This is a genomic window from Bacillus sp. FSL L8-0152 (assembly GCF_038006365.1).
Lineage (GTDB): Bacteria > Bacillota > Bacilli > Bacillales > Bacillaceae_G > Bacillus_A > Bacillus_A cereus.
Window position 1 is genome coordinate 2,792,896 of the sequence record NZ_JBBOVB010000001.1, and the last position, 21,579, is coordinate 2,814,474.

Genomic DNA, 21,579 nt, shown 5'->3' on the forward strand with positions numbered 1-21,579 from the left:
CACAAATGAAAATGTATAGTATGGGATATTATCTATTGTTGAGCTTTTTCGTTATTCAAATCTAGTTACTCTATAAGCTGTAATCTTTATTATCATTCCACTTTAACTACAATCTTTCCTCTAACATGTTGTCCTTCACTCAAAATATGAGCTTCTCGAACTCCTGCTTCATTAAATGGCACCACTTTACTTATGATTGGTTTGATTTTTCCGTTTACAATTAAAGCTGATAATTCTTCTAATTGTTTTCCATTTGGTTTTAGCCATAAAAATCCTGATTTTATTCCTTCTACTTTTTGTAGTGGTTCATGAACAATAGAAACTAGAACACCACCAGGTTTAATAATTCGAAAACTTTTTTCTTGCACTTCGCCACCTATTGTATCTAACACAATATCAAAATCTGATACTAGTTCTTCAAATTTATCTTTTTTATAATCAATAACGAGATCCGCTCCTAAAGACTGTAAAAATTCTTTATTTTTACTACTAGCAGTCGTGGCAACAAAAGCTCCAAATGATTTTGCGATTTGGATTGCCAAACTTCCAACGCCACCAGCTCCAGCATGAATGAATACACGGTCATTTTCTTTTATTTTTGCGTAATCTACAAGACTTTGCCACGCTGTAAGTCCTGCAAGAGGAATAGAAGCTGCTTCTTCGTAACTAATATTATTAGGCATATGTGATACTAAATCTAATTGTACTGCAATGAATTCAGCATAAGAGCCGCTTCCTATATTTTCAGGTTTCGTAAACACTTTATCTCCTATATTTAAGCACTCTACATCTTCTCCAACTTCTTCAATAACTCCAGCTACATCTAATCCTAAAGTGATTGGAAATGAAAAGCGTAACTGTTCTTGTAAGTCACCTTTTCTTATTTTCCAATCAACTGGATTAACAGATGTTGCATGAATACGTATTAATACCTCATTATTCTTAACAATCGGTTTTAAAACTTGTCTTTCTTTTAATTCTTCAACACTACCATATTGATCAATAACAATTGCTTTCATTTCCTCTCCTCCTTGCTGTTTATTTTAATAACATACAATTATTTCTCAAAATTTTTTTCCTTGAATTACCATATACTTATTTTTGGGGGTAATTATGCATGAATCGTTGTGAATTCCAAAATGAATCTTACACACACCTTAGAATCATTCAAAATTGTATTTTTAATTAAATTCAAAAGAAATGGGGCTAACTTTATGAGTGAAAAGATATTTAAAATAAACGGTATTGATATATGTACAGAAAGCTTCGGTAACTCTAATGATCCCGCTATTTTATTAATTATGGGAGCTACTTGTTCAATGATATATTGGGATGAAGAATTTTGTGAACAGTTGGCGAACACAGGAAAATTTGTTATTCGCTTTGATAATCGCGATGTTGGACGCTCTGTTACATATGAACCTGGCACTTCAAATTATTCAGTAACAGATATGGCTGAAGATGCAATCGGAGTATTAGACGCTTATCATATTGATAAAGCCCATCTTTTTGGTATGTCATTAGGTGGTATGATTGCTCAAATTGCCGCTGTAAAACATCCCGAAAGAATTTTGACGCTAACTTTACTAGCGACTAGTATAATAGGATCTGATAATAATACTCGCGATTTACCCCCAATGGATGAAAGGATTTTAACACATCATGTAAAGAGCGCAAGTATAGATTGGACAAATAAAAATGATGTGGCAGAGTATTTAGTTTCAGGATCTCGTCTATTATGTGGATCAGAACGAATATTTGATGAAAATAGAGTTTATACACAAGTAAAACAAGAAATAGAACGCGCAAACAATTTATTAAGTATGTTTAATCACGCTTTACTTCAAGGTGATGATGCATATGAAGGTGTACTTCACTCCATACAAGCACCAACATTGGTTATTCACGGAACAGACGATACAGCACTCCCATTTGAACATGGCCTCGCACTAATTGATGAAATTCCAAACTCAGTACTATTAACTCTTAAAGGGGCAGGTCATGAAAATCATCCAAATGATTGGGAAAGCATAATTACTGCGGTTTCTAAACATACATCTGAAATTTAGACAAACAAATAATTAACAGAAGGGGCACAATTTGTATTGTGCCCCTTCCATTTACAAACAAAAACCCATCACTGTATTCGTATGTATAGTGATGGGACTTCTTATATTTTTCTATGTTTAAAAAAATGGACAATCTAATTGATCAACAGATTCCCATAATTTTTTTTTTGCATTTTCAGTGGATGTATTTGCTTCTAGTGTCATGTTTTTAAAAGGGTTTACTTCGACTTTTAATAAGGATGAAGGCTCCACATATAATGAGAAAACATGGCTGCTTGGTAAAGCTTTTGAAACGTCAATATCTCCTACTTGTTTAAATAATTGCTGCGCAGCAAAAAAGAAGAAATTAGTTGGATTTGATTGTTTATTCAGCCACGCAAGCATTTCAGGTGATACCGATTTATGAATATTGATTTTTACTCGATCACCACGTTTATATCGCCTAGATCGCATACTTCCACCAACTAACTTATCGTTAAGTTTGTAAATCCTAACTCTTTTTGCTTATGCTCTCTATATTTTGGCGAACAAGTATAAACTAATAATCCTCGTGCATTTGTAAATAACGGATTATCTACAAAGATTACATTTTTGAGTCGTCCTTTTTGCTTTAAAATCATTTTTAAACTGTTTTTAATAATTACTGCACCCCCGCCATAAATAAACACGTATGGATCGTCTTTCATATCATCAATTTTATTTATAATATCTGTTGCAACACGTGCTGCTAAACCTAATAGCGCTGGCTGTGATTCCTCAACTAATAAGGTATTTCTCGGATGCTTATCATTTAAATAAATTTGATTGAATTCTGTAATACTATCAATCGTCTTAGTTGGATACTTCCGGTTCCATCTCGTAATGATTTGTAGTAACGTCTCTTTTACACCATAAGATAAACCTTTACTTAGTTGCGGACGGAAATTTACCCCTAATGAAACGACTTCTTCTGTCGTCCCTGCACCAATATCAAAAGAGAGTAGAGTTTTATCTACAAAATCAATTTCAGAAACTTGATTTTGCTCACATTCTATTTTATGTTTCACAACATTTCCTTCTTCATCGTATACAATGCCCCACGTCCCAGAAGCACCCTCAGGCAGGCATTTACAATACTCAATTGAAACATTAATTGTCACATCGCGTCCGTTCGGATAATGGAAAATAACCTTATGATTTCCCATATAACGTTTTGCATTTTCAGCAGCTATTTCTTGTGTAATAAGCTGCATAGGAAGAGCGACAGATAAATCATATCGAATATTAATATGGCTAGAAGTTGGACTTTGACGCATAGCGCTTACCGCCAAACCTGATAGTATTGTAATAACCATTAACTCATCCGTTGACTTATTTGATTTCTTCTCTACCTCAGTACCTTTTAATTGATCTTGAATGACTTTTTCTCCAACGATGTATCGTACATTATTTAGCATTAACGATGGCGAACTTATAGTCACATCAATGTGGTTTTCTAATTCAGATAATGAAACATCTACCTCGTCTAAGAGTCCTGTAGGCTCACCTATATATAAAGAATAAATACTCGGAATAAAAATAGGGTCTTGCCCTTTCACCATTAACTTCAAACCGTTGTTTCCTGCATCTGCACCAGCTTTTAAAAGTATAGACATAACTACCCCCTAAATTAATCTGACATCCCTTCCAAATATATGCGAGCCCATTCTTTTACATTCAAATGTATTGTAATTTTTTATTTATCATAAAACCAAAATATTGCATACTTACATATTATATGTAAAAAGTATTTGACATGATGCTTTTCCAATTTTATACTTATATTTGTAAAGAGTTTTTTACAATCGAGGGGGGAAATTATTTATTGAATACTAAAAAAACTATTTTTATAATCATTGTTTTAGCATTAATTGCAATACTAGTACATGGCACATATAAATACATCACTGAAGGTTCTATTTTGGGTGGTACGATTTTTGCTATCTCGTTAATACTTAGTAATTTAATTAATCACATTACTTGGGGAGATCCCCACGGTGTATCAGAAGAAAGTCAAGATGAAATGGGCCAGCAAATTACATATAAAAGCTTTAAAATTGCGTATTTTGTGCTTGTAGTTGTAATGTTCCTTTTATTAATCTTCTCCGAAGGATTTTCTATGAAGGCTAATTTAGATGGCGTTAAAAACCTCCCTCTGTTCATCGCAATTTGCTCTTCATTCTTTATTTATCCTATTGTCGAACTCATAGTTGCAAAACAATATAAGTAAAAAGATGAGGTTTTCTACATGTAGAAAACCTCATCTTTTTATATTTACATACTCTCTACAATTGCTTTTAATTTATTCACAGTACGCCAATTCCTAACTGTAGCTGGTGTATGTAACTTCTGAAACTGGTTCATTAATTTAGAATTTCGAATGCTATTTTTGAAAAACAAATAAGCAACCTTCTCATCTATATAGCAATCTTCAAGTTCACTTTTAAATGTAAGCAATTGACTACTTTCCTCTTCAGAAAGTACATTAGCTAAAAAAGCAACATGAACACTTTCTCCTTCTAACAATGAATGAACTTCATACGGACATTGTTTAATAATATTTATAAATTCACCATATGTTCTTAGCATGACTGGAACATCGAAATCAAATTCATTTTTTATTTCAGATTGTATTCGGTCCTTTAGAAAGTTTATATCTTCCTCAGATTCGAACACGATATTACCACTTTGTATATATGTTTTCACTTGTTTTAACCCTATTGATTCAAACACTCGTTTTAAATCAGCCATTTTGATTACTTTATGTCCACCGACATTGATTCCTCTTAGTAATGCAATATAAAGTGTCATATTATTCCCCTCACAATAAAATAAACTTATCAATTGAATCGATTTTCCCACTCATATTTCTCGGATATTTGTTTTAATTCTTCTAACATATCATGAATAGATAATACCTCAAATAAAATAATAGACTCACTTGAAAAATGGTGATGATAATGATTTGGTTTATAATCTTTTAAATCATTTTTATAACTCCAAAATTGCTTGTCTAATTCAGCAATAAGTTTCAAATGTTCCTCATCAATTTCATTACAACGGTTTCTCAATATAGCAATTATAGAATGAATTGTTCGTTGTAATATTTCCCTTTCACTTTGTGACCAGTCACAAGTCTCAATTGACACTCGAGCTAAATTATCTATATGGTAAATGATTTGCTGTAATATATGAAGTTGGTTCTGCATGGTTAAAAAGCTTCTCATTTCCTTCTTTGTATGTTGATGATATTTCCAATCTCTCTGCTCATATTGAACAAATTGTATCGCCTTATGCAATAATACAGTCAATTTAGATAAATCCTGAGCGGTCTCCTTTTTCATACCTTTTCCTGCAACTAATGCAGTAATCCATTCTTCCATAATATTTGCTGTTTTAGCAAATAGATCCTCTGTACATCCAAAAATCGTTTTCGTGTAGTGTGGTGGGAAAATGAAAAAATTCACTAAAGTAGATACTATAATACCAGTAGATGTAGTAGCTAAACGAATTAAAAACACAGTGAAATAATGATCTGCCGTAATTGGAATCATAGCTACAGCAGTTAAAGTTGCGACTAATGTTCCCGCATGTAACCTTAGTTTTTGACATGTAACGATCGTAAACATCGCAGCTAATGCATAAGAAATTGCTTGATGACCTAAGAAAAATGTGAACGTCATGGCATATGCCGATCCAATTGTTGAGGCCGGAAAGCGAATAAGCCCTTTTTTTATTGAGTCTGTTGCAGTTGGTTCAATTGTAACAATTGCTGTTATTACAGCAAAAATAGTTGGAATGTTAAAAATTTCACAAACTAACACTGTAAGAAAAACTGCAATCCCAGTTTTAATCACTCTTCCCCCAACGATATTCCATTTTCTATCTTGATTCATTTTTTAGATCCTTCATTTCTGTTTCATTTTATATACATATATTACTAAAATAAAAAAACCTACTACGTGAATATTCAAGAGTAAGTTTTCTATCTCATTATTTCATTATAGGTAAATGCATTATTATTTGTTGGCCAATTGGTCCCATTCTTCTAAAACCTTTATCCTCGAAGCCCACTTTTGCATATAAATTTTGTGCAGGAATATTTCTTTCATTCACAGCAAGTACAACTTCATTTTTTATTGGAAAATAGCGTTTTACAAACTCTTCTAATAATAACAATGACTTTTTAGCGAATCCTTTTCTTTGTCTATTGTGATTAATAGAAAATGACGTTAAAAGTAAAGCATCCTCATTATCTGTGAACTCCTTTACTCTATCTCCCGTTTCCAATGCGAAAAGACCCACCGGTACGCCATTGTAATCTAAAATAACAATCACATTTTTTGTACGATCACTTTTTGCTTTTTCCAGTAATGCGCTTGGATCTGCTGTAAACTGAACTTGTTCACTTGGTAAAGTAAATGTTTGTATAACTTCTTTATATTTCTCCTTATACGGAACTAATTGAATTTCCCCTGTGTGTATGTTCATGCTAAACTCTCCCATTTTTTAGCTTATTAACTTATACCTTGCTGTGCTTTTGAATGCACTCTTCCATCTAAAAAGGTAATTTCAACAAATGAATTTGGATTGTTTCCTTTCCAAGCAAAAATTTGTTTAATTTGTGTAGAATGTTCTACCCCTTCTTCTATAAGTAAATCCCCTTCAAAACCAATTAAATCTTTCACTTCTGTATAAGTCATTCCTTCATTTATGTTCGAGAAATGATTTATATTGATAGATTCTTTCTGTTGCCTTTCCATCACAGTAGAAGAAGTTGCTGTTTGATTTTTCACTTCTTTTCTCTTTTCACACGCTGTCATACTGAAACCTAAGCATAAACTAAACAATATACATGCGCTTTTTTTCATCATAACAGTTGTCCCTCCCATCATAATTAAACCATATATTCCCTTAAAAATAAACTGAATATTTAATATTATAGTTAAAAACCTCGCACAATTAAGTACGAGGCTAATTTCATTTATTCAAATGATTATTTGATTGATCATCCTGTTCTTTTCTTAACTCTTGTTCTTCATCTTTTGGTAATTGTTTATCATTATCTTTAATTGGATTCGTTTCTCGATTTTCAATCATATCATTTGGAACTTGTGGCATTACTCGTCCCACAATAGCCGCTAATTCATCTAGTATACCTTCACCTGTTTTTCCTTTTTTAATTTGCTTTCCGATTTGTTTGAGGCGTTCATACGTATCAACATCTGCTACAACGACTGCATTAGCACCGTCAGGGTCATTTTTTAAACTTTCTGCAACAGAATATTTAATTGATTCAACACGAGTTCGATCAAGTTTTGCTTTTACGTCTATACCTACAATAGCATATTTTCCAACAACGACCGCTGTCGCATCATTCACACCTGGCACACTTGCTGCTAAAGATGCTAAATGATCTGCCGCTTTTTCATTTGGCTTATTTGATTTATTCGTATAATTAACATTTTTCATTGAAACATTTTTTTGTTCCGGCTTTTCGTTTGGGTTTTCTTTTGTTCCAATACTGCATCCAGTTATAACGAAGCAAAGCATTAATATATATATTAGAGTTTTCATTATTTTCACCACTTCACTTTTAAGGTTTAATCATAAATTTTTTCAACAGCTTGCATTTTCTTTACCTTTTCCTCGGCCCCGCTATTAGCATTAATGAATATTTGGTACGTATCTTTTCCTAAAGTACCTACAAATTCATAGCAAAGTACTTCATTATGCAAATCATTAACTACTACAGCTTTACGTTCTTCCATTACTTTTACATCCGGATTGATTTTCTTTCTTGCTTCTGCTGCAGTTAGCTTTGCCGATGGAACTGTTCGTTTTTGATGTGACGCTAAATATTCTTTTGCGGAGAACCCTACGATAGAACCGTCATCTAAAGCAATTTTCATTTGGATTGCTTCTGGATAAATTCGTACTCCATTTTCATTTACTACATACGTAAATACACCAACATTATCATATTGAGAGCTATCATAAAGATCCATATTATTAAACTTATGGTCCTTTAAAAATTTTAAACCTTTACTACCTGCATCGTTTAAACTAACTTTCTGTTCTTTAATTTCGCGGTTATTCATAACCCAAATTGGATATCCGCCTTTTCCGGTAATATCCATATAGAACTCATTGTTCGTTGCTTCATCTTTAATTTTCACACTATAGAAGGATTCTTTCGCACCTTTTCCACTTTTCTCTACATCTACTTTTTCATTTCCTTTTAAATTTAAAAACGATTTGGCAATTTTCGCCGCTTCATCTTTAGAAATTGCCTTTCCTTCCGCTTCAAATCCGCCTTTTTTATTTTTTTGCGCACTTGTAAAGGTCGGTCCGAAGTTTGTAGAAGAATATGATGTTACGTTTTTCTCTACAGTTTTCAATCCATCAATAATTGTGTTATCTGCTGGATCACGATTTGATGCAAGTGCCATTTCTACATCCATCCAGCGTAAATTATTTTTCAAAACAAGATGTTGTACTTTTCTTAGTTCATCTTGTATATTTCCTGCATTTGAATATAAAGTTTGTAGCGTTTTATATTCTTGCTCATTTAACGGCTCTTTTTCTAAATCACGAATGGCTGCACGGTAACTGAAATCACCGATATTCGCTAAAAATTCTTCCGTTTTATTAAATGGCATTAATGTTAAAGGAAGTTGTCCAACATCTGAGCGAGCTTCAGATGTTAAACGCCATACATCCGCTAATGCAGGTGATAAAGATGATCGTGAATTCATCGCAAGTGTTGTGCCAATTTTATCGTGTAATAAATCGACTTCGTATGCTAAATCATGGAATGCACGTTGATAGCTATTTTCCGCTCGAATTAAAACCGCATTTTTCTCTTGGTGCTCTTTATAGCCCCAATAGCCTGTTCCTACTACACCGACTGTTAATAATACAATGATAATACCTCGTAACATTGTCCCACCTCCGCTCTATTTACAGAAAATATGTTTACCGATTTTTTTAATTTGTGGACGAGTCCAAATCCATTTACTAGTCGCAGTATCTGGATTGAAATAATATAAAGCATTTCCTGTTGGATCCCATCCGTTAATCGCATCTAAAACTGCTTTTTTTGCTGTTTCATTTGGCGTTAAATATATTTGTCCATCGGCTACTGCTGTAAATGCTCTAGGCTCAAAGATTACACCTGAAACAGTATTTGGGAATGACGCACTTGTAACACGATTCAAAATAACGGCAGCTACTGCAACTTGTCCTAAATACGGTTCACCACGTGATTCGCCGTATACTGCGTTTGCCATAAGCTGAATATCATTTTGAGAATAACCGTTCGGAACATTTGTCCCTTTATTTTGAGGTGGTTTATTCTCTTGTGCAGTTCCGCCGCTATTTCCTTTATTCGTTGTTGTCCCTTTATTAGCAGTTGACTTGTCATACTTCGTTGCCTTCACGAGCATTTGCTTCGTTTTAGCTCCAGCTAAACCATCAACGGGTAATCCGAATTTCTCTTGAAAATTCCGAAGTGCCCAGTATGTACCCCATCCGAAAACACCATCCACTTTTCCCGTATAAAATCCGTTATATTTCAAACGAGATTGCAGTTCAATGACATCTTCGCCAGATGCTCCTCTTTGAATAACTTGATTAGAAAAAGCTTCTACATTCTTTAGTTGTATACTACTGACCATTAAAGACAGTCCTATGAACGCAAGTAAAACTGCTATTTTAAAAATAGCTTTTTGGCGCATAATTTTCCCTCCTTAATTACGGAAATGATTTCTTGGTTATGTTTTGTAAAAGCCTCGCTTTTATGTAAAGAAGACAAAAAAATCCAAACTAATATCGTTGAAAAAATATGTAAACAATATAAAAAAAGGATGAAAGGAGTTCATCATGAAGAAATCGTTAAAACGTGTCGCACTCGTCATTCTGTTCCTAACAACATGTTCAAATATATATACAGACTCATCAATTGTTCATGCGCAGCCGCCGTATGCCAAATGGGGTAAACTTGCCGTAGAAAAGACGAAAGAACAATACCCAAAAGCAGAAATTATTGACTATCTTCATATAGGTAGAAAACCAAAAACAGTTCAAATAACTGTTGAAAAATTTAAATTGTGGTTACGTGAAGATGGAAAAGAATATGGTGTTTTTGTTGATGTAGAATTTGAAACGAAGACGGAGAAATTTATAAAGTTGTCGTTTCAGAAGACGAGTAGATAAAGTGAAACCCCACTGTTAAAAATGGAAACAGTGGGGTTCCTTGCATTTCTAAAATTCTTTCCTAAAGTTTCGATTCCCTAAAAATCTTACCAATATACAAATAGCGCCAATTACTACAGCTATCCCTATACTATATAAAAGTACTTTACCATATCCACCTATTCTCGGATCTAAAAACGGATATGGATACCAATTCACGATTGGACCACGTATTAAGCTATATACAACGTAAAAACACGGGAATAAGAGCCAACTTGCAGCTTGTTTCCAAGTGATTTTCTTAATAGGTGGATTTAAAATCCAATCTAAAAGCATTGCAATCGGCATGATATAATGTAGCACAGTATTTACCCATGGTATTGCCGTTTGAAGTGACTCTTCTAACCCTCTTAGTAACAAAAAATAAACGAGTCCTGTCGTAAGTATGTATACCGTTGCCGCACCACGAAGTATACTAAACTGTTCTGAGCGACCAAATGTAGCTGTTCCGATACTGCTTAAAAGGAGAATACATGCAACTAAAATGTTACTTTCAATAGTGAAGAAACTAAAAAAGTTAACTGGATTAAACGGCTTCACTTGTGCCCTAATTATGAATTGCGTAATAATGGCGCTACACACTAGAAGACTTAAACATAATCTAAATAAAGATAAAATTTTTTCATCCTTCATACATTCCCTCCTTTTCTTATATATAATTAGAATTTCCCTGTACATGCTCAATAAATAGTTTTAATGGAACAAGCCCACGTTTTGGCATATGACTACTTATAATAGCTACTATTTCTAACTGAGGAATGATAACGATGTATTGTCCGCCGTATCCCATAGCAAAATATATACAATACGGTATGTGAAATCTTCCGTTATCTAATACCCACCAGTGATATCCATATGCACCGACATGTTCATATGTTTCAAATAGAGCCCTACTTGACTCTTCTAACCATTTCGCTGATACAATTTCTTTTTCATTCCAATATCCATTTTGCAAACATAACTTTCCTAATTTTAATAAATCGGTAGATTTCATTTTCATACCGAAGCCGCCGACATATATACCTTGCGGATCTTGTTGCCACTCGTATTCGTTAATTTCTAATGGATCAAATAAATATTTCTTTGCAAACCGCTCTGTCGACATTCCAGTAGCTTCTTGAATAATATAGCTCAGTAAATGAGAAGAACCTGAATTATAATTCATTTTTGTAGCAGGTTCTTCAATTATTGGCTTTTCTAATATGTACTGTACCCAGTTCTCTGATTCTACAAAGTCATTTGGGAATACTACTCCATTTCCAAACTCTTTCCAATCCTCACCAGTAGTCATTGTTAATAAGTGATAAAGCGTCAAATCATGTTTTTCCCCAGGTACATTTTCAATCCACTCTGTAATCGGTGTATGTATATCATTTATATAGCTCTTATCAAGAGCAATACCAATTAATAAAGATACAATACTTTTTGTAATCGAATTTATTTTATATAATTTATTTGCACATTCAGGTGTTTTATAGTACTCAGTTGTTAATTCCCCTTTTTGATAAACAAGAAATGTATTCACTTTTTTCTTTTCGAATTTATTTTCTAGTTGCTTGAAATCCAAAAACTTTACCTCCATTTAAATAGTTACTCCATTTATTATATCTTGTTCCTTCATTTTAAACATAATTGTGCTCAAATAAAAATAAACCTGTCAGTCATAATGAACTGACAGGTTTATTTTTATAATTTCGTACGAACATTCCACAGCTCTGGGAAGAATTGTTGATCAAGTACTCGTTTTAAATAAGAAACACCGGAGGATCCACCTGTTCCCATTTTATGTCCAATAATTCGTTCTACTGTTTTCATATGACGAAAACGCCATTGTTGTAGCCAGTCTTCAATATCAATCAATTTTTCAGCAAGCTGATATAAATTCCAATATTTTTTCACATCCGCATATACTTCTAACCACGCTGCTTCTACTGTTGCATCTTCTTCATAAGGTTGCGTAATATCACGGTTTAACACATCTTTATGAATAGGGAATCCTTCTTTTACTAATGCTTGAATCGCGACATCATATAGACTTGGTGCATGTAGCGCTTTATGAAGTCGTGCATGTAATTCTGGATCCTTTTCATAAATTTTTAATGCGTGTGGCGTTTTATAGCCAAGTGCATACTCAATCATACGATATTGATACGATTGAAAACCTGAAGCTTGACCGAGTGAATCACGAAACTCAATATATTCTGATGGTGTTAATGTCGCAAGAATATCCCAAGATTGAATAATTTGAGACTGAATTTTTGATACACGTGCTAACATTTTAAAAGCTGGTTGTAATTTATCTTGTTTAATAGATTCAATCGCCGCATTTAGCTCATGTAAAATGAGCTTCATCCAAAGCTCACTTGCTTGGTGAATAACGATAAATAACATTTCATCATGATGGTCCGATAATCTTTTTTGAGAAGATAGTAAACTATCTAATTGTAAATACTCCCCATACGTCATATTCTCTTTAAAATCCGTATGAATCCCTTTTTCCATAATTACTTTTTCATTTTCTTTCATATTAGCCAAACGCCCCTTTTATATGATTCTACTTATATTGGTCTAATAACGGCTCGAACTGGACTTCCATCTGCATCAGTTAATGCAAGTGGTAATGCAATAAGTTCATAATCACCGTCTGCTACATGATCTAGTACGACATTTTCTAAAATATGAATTCCATGTTTAAATAATTGATGATGCGCTGCTAATTCTTTATCATCTAGCGGATCAACTGATGGTACATCTACTCCGATTAAACGAATACCTTTCTCTGAAAGAAAAGGTGCTATGTCTGCACGTAAATGAGGGATCACATCTGGAAATTCTTCAGCTTTTCCATGTGAAGATGTACGTAATAATAATCGTTCTACACCTTCTAAATGAAAGCTTTCTAATTCCTTTTTCCCGATGCTTTCAAAATGAGAAACGTCAATAATCCGTGCTGGACCAACATAAACTTGAACATCTAAATCTAATACTTTCTTTCCATCATTATCAAAATGAAATGGTGCATCAATATGAGTGCCTGTATGAATACTCATCGTTAACTTTCCGACATTTACCGAGCCACTTTCTTCTTTTGACCATGAAACTTCATACGAGAACGGTGTGTCTCCTGGCCACGTTGCAATATTATTATTTAGCGGTTGTGAAATATCAATCCACTCTGATGTTTTCATATTTATGCCACAACCTCTCGCTTATTTTCAAACTGCTTATACTCTTCATTTTTCATAATTTTCTTTAATATTTGTACAGATTTCCACACTTCTTCGTATGTGTTATATAAAGCGACCGGCGCAAGTCTCACCCCATTTGGCGCTCTAAAATCTGGAATTACTCCATTTGCTTTTAGTGCTTTACATATACGTGCTGCTTCTGCATGCTCTAAATAAATGTGCCCGCCTCGTTTTTCATCCTCTAATGGATTTCCAATTGTAAATTCGAAATCTTTTAATTCATGTTCAATTAAATTCAGCATGTACCTCGTAATATGTAAAGATTTCTCACGTAAACGCTCAATACCAGCATCTTTGAAAATTTCAAGTGAACCAATTAATGGTGCTGTACTTAAAACGTGAGGTGTACCAATTTGATAAGCACCTGCATGATCAGCGGCTGTTAATGTATGCTCCATATCAAACTGCTTATCTTTTCTAGAACTAAACCATCCAGACAACCCTGGTAGTCTATTAAAATGTTTATTATTTACATAAATTCCTGCAACGCCACCCGGTCCTGCATTTAAATATTTATAATTGCACCAAACAGCAAAATCGACATCCCAATCTTTGAAATGATGCGGAATAGATCCTATTGAATGGCATAAATCAAATCCAATGTGAATGCCGCGTTTATGAGCTTCCGTTGTTAAACGTTTCATATCCAGAATTTGACCACTTCTATATAAAACAGAAGGTAATAAAATTAAAGCGATATCATCTTCCATCGCATAAATAATATCTTCTTCAGAAAGTGTTCTACCATCTCGGCTTTTCACTCTTACTAAATGCTCCTCTGGATCTAATCCTTTTAAACGAATTTGACTTTGAAGTGCATAAATATCTGATGGGAAAGTTAATTCATCCGCAAGTATTTTTGTACGTATTCCTTTTGGTTCGTAAAACGTCGCAATAACTTGGTGTATATTTGTAGTTGTAGAACCGGTTACAATAGTTTCTTCCGGTAAAGCACCAATAAGAGGGGCTGTAAGTTTACCTAATTTCTCTGAAAGGAAAAACCACGGGTGCTCACCTTCTGTCCAGCCGTCAATGCCATACTCTTTCCACGAATCTAGCAACGTAAGTAATGATTTCTCTGCTCTTTTTGAAAGTAGTCCTAATGAGTTTCCATCTAAATATATCGTTCCTTCTTTTTTATAGAATTCAGTTTGAAAATCTTTCAGTTCATCATGTTTATCACATTCAAGCGCATATTCATAATTCGGTTGAAATGGTTCTTTATACATGGTGTCACCTTCTCTTAATTTTCTTTTTATTCTAACTAATTGAAATATATCACCTCAATTGATACGACGTCAATGATATTATGTCAGTTGACTTTATATATGAATTTCTTTTACAATACAGTTATATTTTCAGATATTTCAGTATAAAGAGGTGATTCTTTGAAAAACAGTACCCTTTCATCAAGAAAACACCGCTCCTTAGAAACGAAGAAAAAACTATTACACTCTGGTTACACTATTTTTATAAATAACGGATTTCAAAAAACGACAATTACACAAATTATTAAACATGCAGAAACAGGTTACGGAACAGCATATGTATACTTTAAAAACAAAGATGATCTCCTCACCGTTTTAATGGAAGATGTTATGAATCAATTTTATGATATTGCCAAGCGCTCCTTTTTGCCTCAAACAAAGGAAGAAGCACATAAAATGATTCAAAATCAAGTTAGAGCATTTCTACAACTAGCAAAGAAAGAACGAGCTATTTTACAAGTTGTAGAAGAAGCAATCGGATTATCAAAAGAGATACGTCAAAAATGGGACGAGATACGGGAACGCTTCATAAACAATATTACGCAGGATATTACATACTCTCAAGAAAGTGGATTAGCACAGCCTGAATTAAATAAAGAAATTGTAGCACGTGCTTGGTTCGCAATGAATGAGATGTTTCTTTGGGCAATTGTGAAAAATGATAAAAATTTTGAGTTAGAAGAGATAGTACATACATTGACGGAGATGTATACGACGGGGTTATATAAATAGCACACCTGCAATAAATACGGTGTGCTATTTTACATCTATAAAAATATATTATCTGGGTATGGTAGTGCTAAAGTAGGCTTTTCAGAAAATGAGAAATATTGTAGTTTTAAAGATTCACCATCTATCGATTTCAGTTTTCCACTAGTAATTTCACATTCAAACACAACAACAATATATTCTACTTGATCGCCATTCGGATATATATGACGGAACCTTTCCCCTCCAAATACCCCTTTTTGTTTTTTTACTTGCACTTTCAAACCCGTTTCTTCCCACACTTCACGAACTACCGCTTCTTCTGGAGTTTCTCCAGGCTCAATTGCTCCAGCTGGCAAACTCCAGTATTCTCCACCAGGATATTGAAATAAGATTTTCCCTTGCTCATTTTTAATAACAGCAGCTACACTCGGTATTAGAATTAGTTCATGGCCTAATTGCTCACGAATTTTTTTATAATATAGCGACATTGACATACAATTCTCTCCTAACCTATTAATAACTGTATTTTCTGATATTAATTGTATAATATTCTTAATACAAACTACTATATAGAAAGGATAAGAACATGTCACAAGAAAAACTTGTAAACAAGTTTCTATCGTTTTTAGGTGCTACAAAACAACCTACTAGCTTAAAGTTTTTAAATGAGCTTATTAAAGCTCATCAAGAAAAGGTAAAGTGGGAAACTCTTACTAAAATAATTGACTGGGAAAAAAGTAATGAAACAGAGGATTATTTTCCTTACATTGAGACATACATAAACCGTATTACAACAAAAGGTTTGGGCGGTACTTGTTGGACACACTCAATTGGATTCCATTGGTTACTATCCAATCTTGATTTTGATGTTCATTATATGTATGTATATGGATCCTAGACATTTATGTTTACGAGTTAATTTAGAGCAACCTTATTATGTCGATGTTGGTTACTGTGCGCCTTTATTCCAAGCTTATCCACTTTATGAAGCATTTCAAGTAAGTAATGTAAGAGAAACTTTCACTTGTGAAGTCTCAAATAATAGGATTAAAATTGCTAGAAATCCAGGTCCAGCAAAAATCTTACATACAGATCCAATACATTTATCAAGTATGAAAGAACTCATTACAAAGTCTAATGATTGGCGTATATCTCCTGTATTAAAGAAAATTCAGATTTTCGGTTATATCGATGGCATTCCGACTTCTATTAATAATAATGTTTTAAAACAATATTCCCAAGGTAAGAAAATAGAACAAAGCCTTACATTTTCTGAACTTAATTATTGGATAACAGAAAGATTTTGTATTAATTAAGAAATATGTGAAAGAGCTATTGAGATTTTCAATGAAAAATCTTCAAATAGAATATTACAAACAAGTTCTTTAATATCTTTAGGCTGAGGTAATTATCTTTTTAAAATATTTTAGTAGTGGCCATAAAGCATACTCCTTATGATCTACATAACTAACAACATCCCATTTTAACTTTTCATTAATTTCACTCATAAGTTGGGGTATTACTACTTCACCATATTTTTTAAAACATTCATGAGTTCCTTCGTAATTTTCAAATAAAGTTTGATTAAAAATATCGTGTTAACCCGTATTCTATGGTAAATAAAAAGAATCCATTTTGAAAAAGATTGATCAAAATGGATTCTTATCCAGCAGGTTTATGTTTTGGTTTTATAAAAAAGTTTAATCATTTTCTATCAATGAAAACAATTAATTGACTATTTTTATTATGAAAAGGTCGGAGCAGGAAATTCATCAATTTTGATACGAAGTAAACTATAAGGTTTCTGTCGTAAGTCTTTTCCATAATGAAATCTAGGCTGTCGATGTAATTGGTTCACAATGACATACAAATATTGATCCGGACCAATTGAAAAAGTATCCGGCCACAAAATTCTCGGATCATGTGCGATAGCTTCCATTATGCCATTTGGCAATATCTTACGGATACTGTTGTTTTCATAATCTCCAGCATAAACAGCTCCCTTTGCATCGGTGATCATTCCATCAGACGCACCTTTTTCTCCCCAATACTCCACATGATAAGGTAAATTCATGTCCGGTATCGTTCTGTCTCTCAAGGCTTCTGTTGAGATCGAGAACAAATGCCGACTGGTTAGTGGAGCAAAAAATAATATCTTTCCATCGGGAGAAATCGCAAGACTATCAGACGCCAACCTAAATGGAGAAGTTGAACCGTCTTTGTTTCGATTCATTAAAATTTGACCTTCTACTTTCGGTAAAAAATAGGGATCGGGTGAAGTTGAATTTGCTCCATTTAACCGTCTAAACGCGTTTCCATTTGATAAATCTACGACGATAATAGCTCCTGGTCCTCTTGAAGAAGAATCCGTTATATAGGCATAACCTGCTTTTCCAACACGAAAATCAAAACGGACATCATTCAGATAAGTTGTAGGCAGGACAACATCTTCTGTAAAGGTATATACTTTTCTTATTGTATTAGTTTCTAAATCAACAGCGACTAATTTTGCCCCCCCTTTAATAGGTTCAGAAAAATTGGGTGCCGCTGTATCTAATATCCAAAGCGTTCCCCTTCCATCAGCAACTACACTTTGGACACTGATGAAAGTCATTGGGATATTCTCGGGGTTAACCAAATTGGTTTGTAAATTAGGATAAGGCTGCAATTTATCCTCAAAAATTTCCGCCACCGTAAATTTAACATCGTCTCCCCATTTCGGAAAGCAAATGAAAATACGACCGGTTTCTGAAACAGTAACACCTGTAGGCATAGCCCCATAAAATGCATAAACTAGTTCTAAATTACCGAAATATTTTTCACTAGGTAACATAGGTTTCATAATATCCTCCTCAAGCATTCAAACGGGATATCTCCTATATATGATTTATATTTTTTCTAGTGCATGTTTCTTAATAAGTTTTTCTATACGAAAAGATGATTGAATTGATTGTTTTCGAAATTTAATAAGTCTGTCAGAAGAAAGGAAACATTTTAATTTAAAGGTCTCCAGATGAAGTAGAATTCAATTAGCAGGTAGCGAAGTTCAACATTCCCGAATCAACGTTAAGCTGGTATAAAAATGGGGAAATTTCCCCATTTAAATTTGTGAAAAAATGTACTTAAGCTAAACTGCCCGTTAGTTTAAGTGTAACACTTCACAAACAATCTTTTGAGTATTCTTATTATTCCTGTTTCCTCAACACTCTGGCCCTTTAATTGAACAATACAACTGAAATTTAAGGGGCAAAAGAAAAATCTTATATTAATACAGGGTTTTATCAATCTTTTTTATAAATTATCAAACTTTATTTCAAATCAATACCACACTTTATTCCATGTTCCATGAGTGACTAACGGGTGCTTTGAACAAGAAAATAAAGGTGAGTACATATTATACATGACTAATATGCGCTCACCTTTATTTTTTTAGGATTTTTAGCTTTTAGGTCTTGATAATAATTTTTAGTGGTTTTATTAACAATTTATATTTAGTAAAATTGCTTTTTATGAATTTAATATAAGTCCAAAGAATTTCCTGGTCAATATAATAACGTATATCAGCACACTTTTTCTTTATTTATTCTACTTACAATTCCAACTATAAATTTATATTCAATCCTCCTCTTCTTAGTTTTTTTAAACCCTTCTTTCGTATCAAAAATAAAACACGTTTTCCGAAACCAAATTCGTACATATAAAGACTCAAAATAAATAGGTTTTATAATTCCTCGTTCTTCAAATTCAGTTCCATCTTTATTTTCAGTTTCTGTTCGAACGAACCACCTATTTCCGAAGCCAATTTCAATATACTTCACACACTAACCCCCATTAGGAAATTTCCTTTCTAACAATTCTATTATTTCCCCGGTAAGCGCACATTCCGACAGAACATGAGCCCACAAAGAAAAAGTAGATTACAAAAATCTACTTTATAACTTATATTTTTGCATTCGTTTATAAAATGTACTACGGGGTACATCTAATAGTTTTGCAGCTAATGAAACATTTCCGTTTGTCTTTTGTAATGCTTCAATCATGCTATCACGCTGTATTTTTTCGCGAAAATTCAATGTATGTTCGGTTTTATTTTCAACTTGTAACTCAAGTTGTTGTTGATTTCCCATCATTGTTTGTATCAAAAGAGCGACTTGTTTTTCGCATATTTCCCGTCCTTGCGACAAAATGTAAATGCGTTCTAATGCATTTACTAGTTCTCGAATATTTCCGGGCCATGTATGTTGTAAAAATTGATTGCAAATACTCTTCGGAAATACAACATTCCAATTCTTCTGTTCGCAAAAGTGTTGTATAAAATATGGGATATCCTCTTTTCTTTCTATTAACGATGGAACATATAACGGATAAACGTGCAAACGATAATATAAATCTTGACGGAATTTCCCTTCTTCTACTAACCGTAGTAAATCTTTATGTGTGGCAGTAATAATACGAATATTTACTGGTACCTCTTTTGAACTTCCTATTGGAGTTATTGTACGTTCTTGTAAAACACGCAATAATGCTACTTGCATCTCTGGTGGTACTTCACCAATTTCATCTAAAAATAATGTTCCTCCATTCGCTTGTTCAAATTTCCCTTTATATCCTTGACGTCGCGCACCTGTAAATGCACCTTCAGCATAACCGAACAATTCACTTTCTATTAATTCTTTAGGCAAAGAACCGCAGTTAACAGCTATAAAGGGCCCGTCTTTTCTTGGACTATTTTCATGAATCGCTCTCGCGACATATTCCTTTCCCACTCCTGTCTCACCACATACATACACACTAGCATCAGTCGTTGAAACAAGCTTAATTTCTTCTAGTGTGTGTTGAAATGCTCTGCTTGTCCCAGTAACTCCTGGAAAAGTAATTCCTTTTATAAATGTGAGAGCAGAATATGTATTCATTTGTTCGTTTTCCTTTAAATACATACATTTCCCAATCATTCTTTCATTACTATATACTGGTATCTCTAATTTAGTTTCTAATCCATGGTGCATTAACTCTTCAAGTTTCATTCTTGACCAATTATTTATTCGTTCACGAACGCTCTTACTCGCAGAAACGATAACATCACGATGATTACAAATAACTACTTGTTCATCACTATCAATGACATCTAAAAAACGATGAATTAAGTGTAATTCATTTTGATGAACTCTTATGCTACATTCACGTTCTATCGCATGTGCAATTGAAGTCACCATACCGAGCATATATGGATGCGAAAATTCAATTGGGCAGGAGAAATCTAGAACACCAATTAATTTCCCGTCATCATTATGAATGGGAGCAGCCGCACAACTCCAGCTATGAGATACCACAGAGTAATGTTCAGTACCACTTATCATAATAGCTTCTTCAATTTCTAGCGCTGTTCCTATTGCGTTTGTCCCCACAGCTTCTTCCGTCCATTTTACACCTTCAATAAAATTAATATGTTTCGCTCGCTTTAACGTTTGTTTATTTCCACTTAACGATAGAACATAACCATCTGGATCGATTAATAATGCCATCATTTGTAGTTCATCAATGGTTTTTCTCATATTTTGTATTTGAGGGATTGCGATATCTAGGAAGATTTCACTCTTTTTCTTTTGATCTTGAAAAAAATTAGAAGACAAAATTTTCTGACCTTTATTCATGTGAGGGTTCACATTTGCTTGTTTACATCGATGCCATGACTCTGAAATTCTTTCGTTTATACGGTTCGAATCAAGGACTCCTTCATTAATAAACTTTTTCCATGTATGTAAGTAAAACGGTGAAGCTAACATTGTATCATCTCCCTATTCATTGTTTTGGAGATCTGTAAAAACATACTTTTATTATAAAACTGAATAAAAGCGTTTTCAATAAAACTAGAAAGACGACACAAATATGTTAATAATTTGAATATCTTAATGCACTTCTTTATTCTTTTTTAGTAGCACTATATTTTGTATAATGGAAGCAAAGCAAAGAAAATACATAACCAAAACCACTTTTGTGGATTACCGTTTA

At 33.4% G+C, this 21,579-nt stretch carries 23 protein-coding genes and 1 pseudogene; 5 read left to right on the forward strand and 19 right to left on the reverse strand.

What is annotated here, in order from left to right:
• Positions 1–92: 92 nt before the first annotated feature.
• Positions 93–1,019: an NADP-dependent oxidoreductase gene (locus tag MHH27_RS13975; RefSeq protein ID WP_340942986.1), complete on the reverse strand. Its 927-nt coding sequence runs from the start codon at positions 1,017–1,019 to the stop codon at positions 93–95.
• 195 nt (positions 1,020–1,214) lie between these two features.
• Here MHH27_RS13975 and MHH27_RS13980 point away from each other — a divergent pair, with 195 nt between their 5' ends.
• Complete coding sequence (locus tag MHH27_RS13980; RefSeq protein ID WP_001290781.1) at positions 1,215–2,069, forward strand: alpha/beta fold hydrolase; 855 nt, start codon at positions 1,215–1,217, stop codon at positions 2,067–2,069.
• A 117-nt stretch (positions 2,070–2,186) separates the two neighbouring features.
• On the opposite strand, the gene MHH27_RS13985 is transcribed toward MHH27_RS13980, so the two are convergent.
• The gene (locus tag MHH27_RS13985) at positions 2,187–2,522 is read right to left on the reverse strand and encodes a hypothetical protein (protein ID WP_001257761.1); all 336 of its coding nucleotides are present in this window, start codon (positions 2,520–2,522) and stop codon (positions 2,187–2,189) included.
• 11 nt (positions 2,523–2,533) lie between these two features.
• The gene (locus MHH27_RS13990; RefSeq protein WP_000025622.1) at positions 2,534–3,703 is read right to left on the reverse strand and encodes a ParM/StbA family protein; all 1,170 of its coding nucleotides are present in this window, start codon (positions 3,701–3,703) and stop codon (positions 2,534–2,536) included.
• Between the two features lie 209 nt (positions 3,704–3,912).
• Between MHH27_RS13990 and MHH27_RS13995 the strand changes: the two genes are divergently transcribed.
• Positions 3,913–4,317 carry a hypothetical protein gene (locus MHH27_RS13995; protein ID WP_001093142.1) on the forward strand — a complete coding sequence of 135 codons (405 nt, stop codon included), beginning with the start codon at positions 3,913–3,915 and terminating at the stop codon, positions 4,315–4,317.
• Positions 4,318–4,361: 44 nt separating this feature from the next.
• Here MHH27_RS13995 and MHH27_RS14000 read toward each other — a convergent pair whose 3' ends face one another.
• From MHH27_RS14000 to sleB, 7 genes are all read right to left on the reverse strand, one after another.
• Positions 4,362–4,898, reverse strand: a complete 537-nt coding sequence (locus tag MHH27_RS14000; protein ID WP_000177384.1) for a DUF1697 domain-containing protein — start codon at positions 4,896–4,898, stop codon at positions 4,362–4,364.
• A 29-nt stretch (positions 4,899–4,927) separates the two neighbouring features.
• Complete coding sequence (locus MHH27_RS14005) at positions 4,928–5,983, reverse strand: aromatic acid exporter family protein (protein ID WP_340942989.1); 1,056 nt, start codon at positions 5,981–5,983, stop codon at positions 4,928–4,930.
• Between the two features lie 97 nt (positions 5,984–6,080).
• A complete protein-coding gene (locus MHH27_RS14010; RefSeq protein ID WP_072938688.1) occupies positions 6,081–6,593 on the reverse strand; it encodes a GNAT family N-acetyltransferase in 513 nt (170 codons plus the stop codon).
• A gap of 11 nt (positions 6,594–6,604) precedes the next feature.
• Positions 6,605–6,961 carry a hypothetical protein gene (locus MHH27_RS14015; RefSeq protein WP_016512697.1) on the reverse strand — a complete coding sequence of 119 codons (357 nt, stop codon included), beginning with the start codon at positions 6,959–6,961 and terminating at the stop codon, positions 6,605–6,607.
• Between the two features lie 106 nt (positions 6,962–7,067).
• A complete protein-coding gene (locus MHH27_RS14020) occupies positions 7,068–7,664 on the reverse strand; it encodes a YhcN/YlaJ family sporulation lipoprotein (protein ID WP_000854060.1) in 597 nt (198 codons plus the stop codon).
• A 26-nt stretch (positions 7,665–7,690) separates the two neighbouring features.
• A complete protein-coding gene (gene ypeB / locus MHH27_RS14025) occupies positions 7,691–9,031 on the reverse strand; it encodes a germination protein YpeB (RefSeq protein ID WP_098842005.1) in 1,341 nt (446 codons plus the stop codon).
• 15 nt (positions 9,032–9,046) lie between these two features.
• On the reverse strand, positions 9,047–9,826 hold the full coding sequence (sleB, locus tag MHH27_RS14030) for a spore cortex-lytic enzyme (RefSeq protein WP_001249053.1): 780 nt from the start codon (positions 9,824–9,826) through the stop codon (positions 9,047–9,049).
• A 145-nt stretch (positions 9,827–9,971) separates the two neighbouring features.
• Between sleB and MHH27_RS14035 the strand changes: the two genes are divergently transcribed.
• On the forward strand, positions 9,972–10,304 hold the full coding sequence (locus tag MHH27_RS14035; protein ID WP_016512695.1) for a DUF3889 domain-containing protein: 333 nt from the start codon (positions 9,972–9,974) through the stop codon (positions 10,302–10,304).
• A 48-nt stretch (positions 10,305–10,352) separates the two neighbouring features.
• Here MHH27_RS14035 and MHH27_RS14040 read toward each other — a convergent pair whose 3' ends face one another.
• The 5 genes from MHH27_RS14040 to kynU all read right to left on the reverse strand — a co-directional run bounded on the left by MHH27_RS14040 (position 10,353) and on the right by kynU (position 14,820).
• Complete coding sequence (locus MHH27_RS14040) at positions 10,353–10,976, reverse strand: Pr6Pr family membrane protein (RefSeq protein WP_000650960.1); 624 nt, start codon at positions 10,974–10,976, stop codon at positions 10,353–10,355.
• A gap of 16 nt (positions 10,977–10,992) precedes the next feature.
• Entirely contained in the window at positions 10,993–11,910 is a 918-nt protein-coding gene (locus MHH27_RS14045; protein WP_000346232.1) for a serine hydrolase domain-containing protein, read from the reverse strand.
• A 119-nt stretch (positions 11,911–12,029) separates the two neighbouring features.
• On the reverse strand, positions 12,030–12,869 hold the full coding sequence (gene kynA / locus MHH27_RS14050) for a tryptophan 2,3-dioxygenase (protein ID WP_000661957.1): 840 nt from the start codon (positions 12,867–12,869) through the stop codon (positions 12,030–12,032).
• Positions 12,870–12,901: 32 nt separating this feature from the next.
• Positions 12,902–13,531: an arylformamidase gene (kynB, locus tag MHH27_RS14055; protein WP_098250652.1), complete on the reverse strand. Its 630-nt coding sequence runs from the start codon at positions 13,529–13,531 to the stop codon at positions 12,902–12,904.
• Positions 13,532–13,533: 2 nt separating this feature from the next.
• Positions 13,534–14,820: a kynureninase gene (gene kynU / locus MHH27_RS14060; RefSeq protein WP_000276261.1), complete on the reverse strand. Its 1,287-nt coding sequence runs from the start codon at positions 14,818–14,820 to the stop codon at positions 13,534–13,536.
• Positions 14,821–14,979: 159 nt separating this feature from the next.
• On the opposite strand from kynU, the gene MHH27_RS14065 reads away from it, so the two are divergent.
• Complete coding sequence (locus tag MHH27_RS14065) at positions 14,980–15,591, forward strand: TetR/AcrR family transcriptional regulator (RefSeq protein ID WP_098250651.1); 612 nt, start codon at positions 14,980–14,982, stop codon at positions 15,589–15,591.
• 35 nt (positions 15,592–15,626) lie between these two features.
• Here MHH27_RS14065 and MHH27_RS14070 read toward each other — a convergent pair whose 3' ends face one another.
• Entirely contained in the window at positions 15,627–16,064 is a 438-nt protein-coding gene (locus MHH27_RS14070) for an NUDIX hydrolase (RefSeq protein ID WP_025118390.1), read from the reverse strand.
• Positions 16,065–16,156: 92 nt separating this feature from the next.
• On the opposite strand from MHH27_RS14070, the pseudogene MHH27_RS14075 reads away from it, so the two are divergent.
• Positions 16,157–16,886, forward strand: a pseudogene (locus tag MHH27_RS14075) (hypothetical protein).
• Positions 16,887–17,314: 428 nt separating this feature from the next.
• On the opposite strand, the gene MHH27_RS14080 reads toward MHH27_RS14075, so the two are convergent.
• The 3 genes from MHH27_RS14080 to MHH27_RS14090 form a co-directional block, all read right to left on the reverse strand.
• Positions 17,315–18,412 (reverse strand): L-dopachrome tautomerase-related protein, encoded by a 1,098-nt coding sequence (locus tag MHH27_RS14080; RefSeq protein ID WP_033657518.1) that lies wholly within the window; start codon positions 18,410–18,412, stop codon positions 17,315–17,317.
• A gap of 718 nt (positions 18,413–19,130) precedes the next feature.
• Positions 19,131–19,388, reverse strand: coding sequence for a DUF3977 family protein (locus MHH27_RS14085; RefSeq protein ID WP_000873825.1), 258 nt, complete (start codon positions 19,386–19,388; stop codon positions 19,131–19,133).
• 114 nt (positions 19,389–19,502) lie between these two features.
• Positions 19,503–21,353, reverse strand: coding sequence for a sigma-54-dependent Fis family transcriptional regulator (locus tag MHH27_RS14090; protein WP_098250650.1), 1,851 nt, complete (start codon positions 21,351–21,353; stop codon positions 19,503–19,505).
• Positions 21,354–21,579 lie beyond the last annotated feature (226 nt).

Coding starts and splice junctions, on each gene's coding strand:
- MHH27_RS13975 (WP_340942986.1), bottom strand. CDS start 1,019: ATGAAAGCAATTGTTATTGATCAATATGGTAGTGTTGAAGAATTAAAA.
- MHH27_RS13980 (WP_001290781.1), top strand. CDS start 1,215: ATGAGTGAAAAGATATTTAAAATAAACGGTATTGATATATGTACAGAA.
- MHH27_RS13985 (WP_001257761.1), bottom strand. CDS start 2,522: ATGCGATCTAGGCGATATAAACGTGGTGATCGAGTAAAAATCAATATT.
- MHH27_RS13990 (WP_000025622.1), bottom strand. CDS start 3,703: ATGTCTATACTTTTAAAAGCTGGTGCAGATGCAGGAAACAACGGTTTG.
- MHH27_RS14000 (WP_000177384.1), bottom strand. CDS start 4,898: ATGACACTTTATATTGCATTACTAAGAGGAATCAATGTCGGTGGACAT.
- MHH27_RS14005 (WP_340942989.1), bottom strand. CDS start 5,983: ATGAATCAAGATAGAAAATGGAATATCGTTGGGGGAAGAGTGATTAAA.
- MHH27_RS14010 (WP_072938688.1), bottom strand. CDS start 6,593: ATGGGAGAGTTTAGCATGAACATACACACAGGGGAAATTCAATTAGTT.
- MHH27_RS14015 (WP_016512697.1), bottom strand. CDS start 6,961: ATGATGAAAAAAAGCGCATGTATATTGTTTAGTTTATGCTTAGGTTTC.
- MHH27_RS14020 (WP_000854060.1), bottom strand. CDS start 7,664: ATGAAAACTCTAATATATATATTAATGCTTTGCTTCGTTATAACTGGA.
- ypeB (WP_098842005.1), bottom strand. CDS start 9,031: ATGTTACGAGGTATTATCATTGTATTATTAACAGTCGGTGTAGTAGGA.
- sleB (WP_001249053.1), bottom strand. CDS start 9,826: ATGCGCCAAAAAGCTATTTTTAAAATAGCAGTTTTACTTGCGTTCATA.
- MHH27_RS14035 (WP_016512695.1), top strand. CDS start 9,972: ATGAAGAAATCGTTAAAACGTGTCGCACTCGTCATTCTGTTCCTAACA.
- MHH27_RS14040 (WP_000650960.1), bottom strand. CDS start 10,976: ATGAAGGATGAAAAAATTTTATCTTTATTTAGATTATGTTTAAGTCTT.
- kynA (WP_000661957.1), bottom strand. CDS start 12,869: ATGAAAGAAAATGAAAAAGTAATTATGGAAAAAGGGATTCATACGGAT.
- kynB (WP_098250652.1), bottom strand. CDS start 13,531: ATGAAAACATCAGAGTGGATTGATATTTCACAACCGCTAAATAATAAT.
- kynU (WP_000276261.1), bottom strand. CDS start 14,820: ATGTATAAAGAACCATTTCAACCGAATTATGAATATGCGCTTGAATGT.
- MHH27_RS14070 (WP_025118390.1), bottom strand. CDS start 16,064: ATGTCAATGTCGCTATATTATAAAAAAATTCGTGAGCAATTAGGCCAT.
- MHH27_RS14080 (WP_033657518.1), bottom strand. CDS start 18,412: ATGAAACCTATGTTACCTAGTGAAAAATATTTCGGTAATTTAGAACTA.
- MHH27_RS14090 (WP_098250650.1), bottom strand. CDS start 21,353: ATGTTAGCTTCACCGTTTTACTTACATACATGGAAAAAGTTTATTAAT.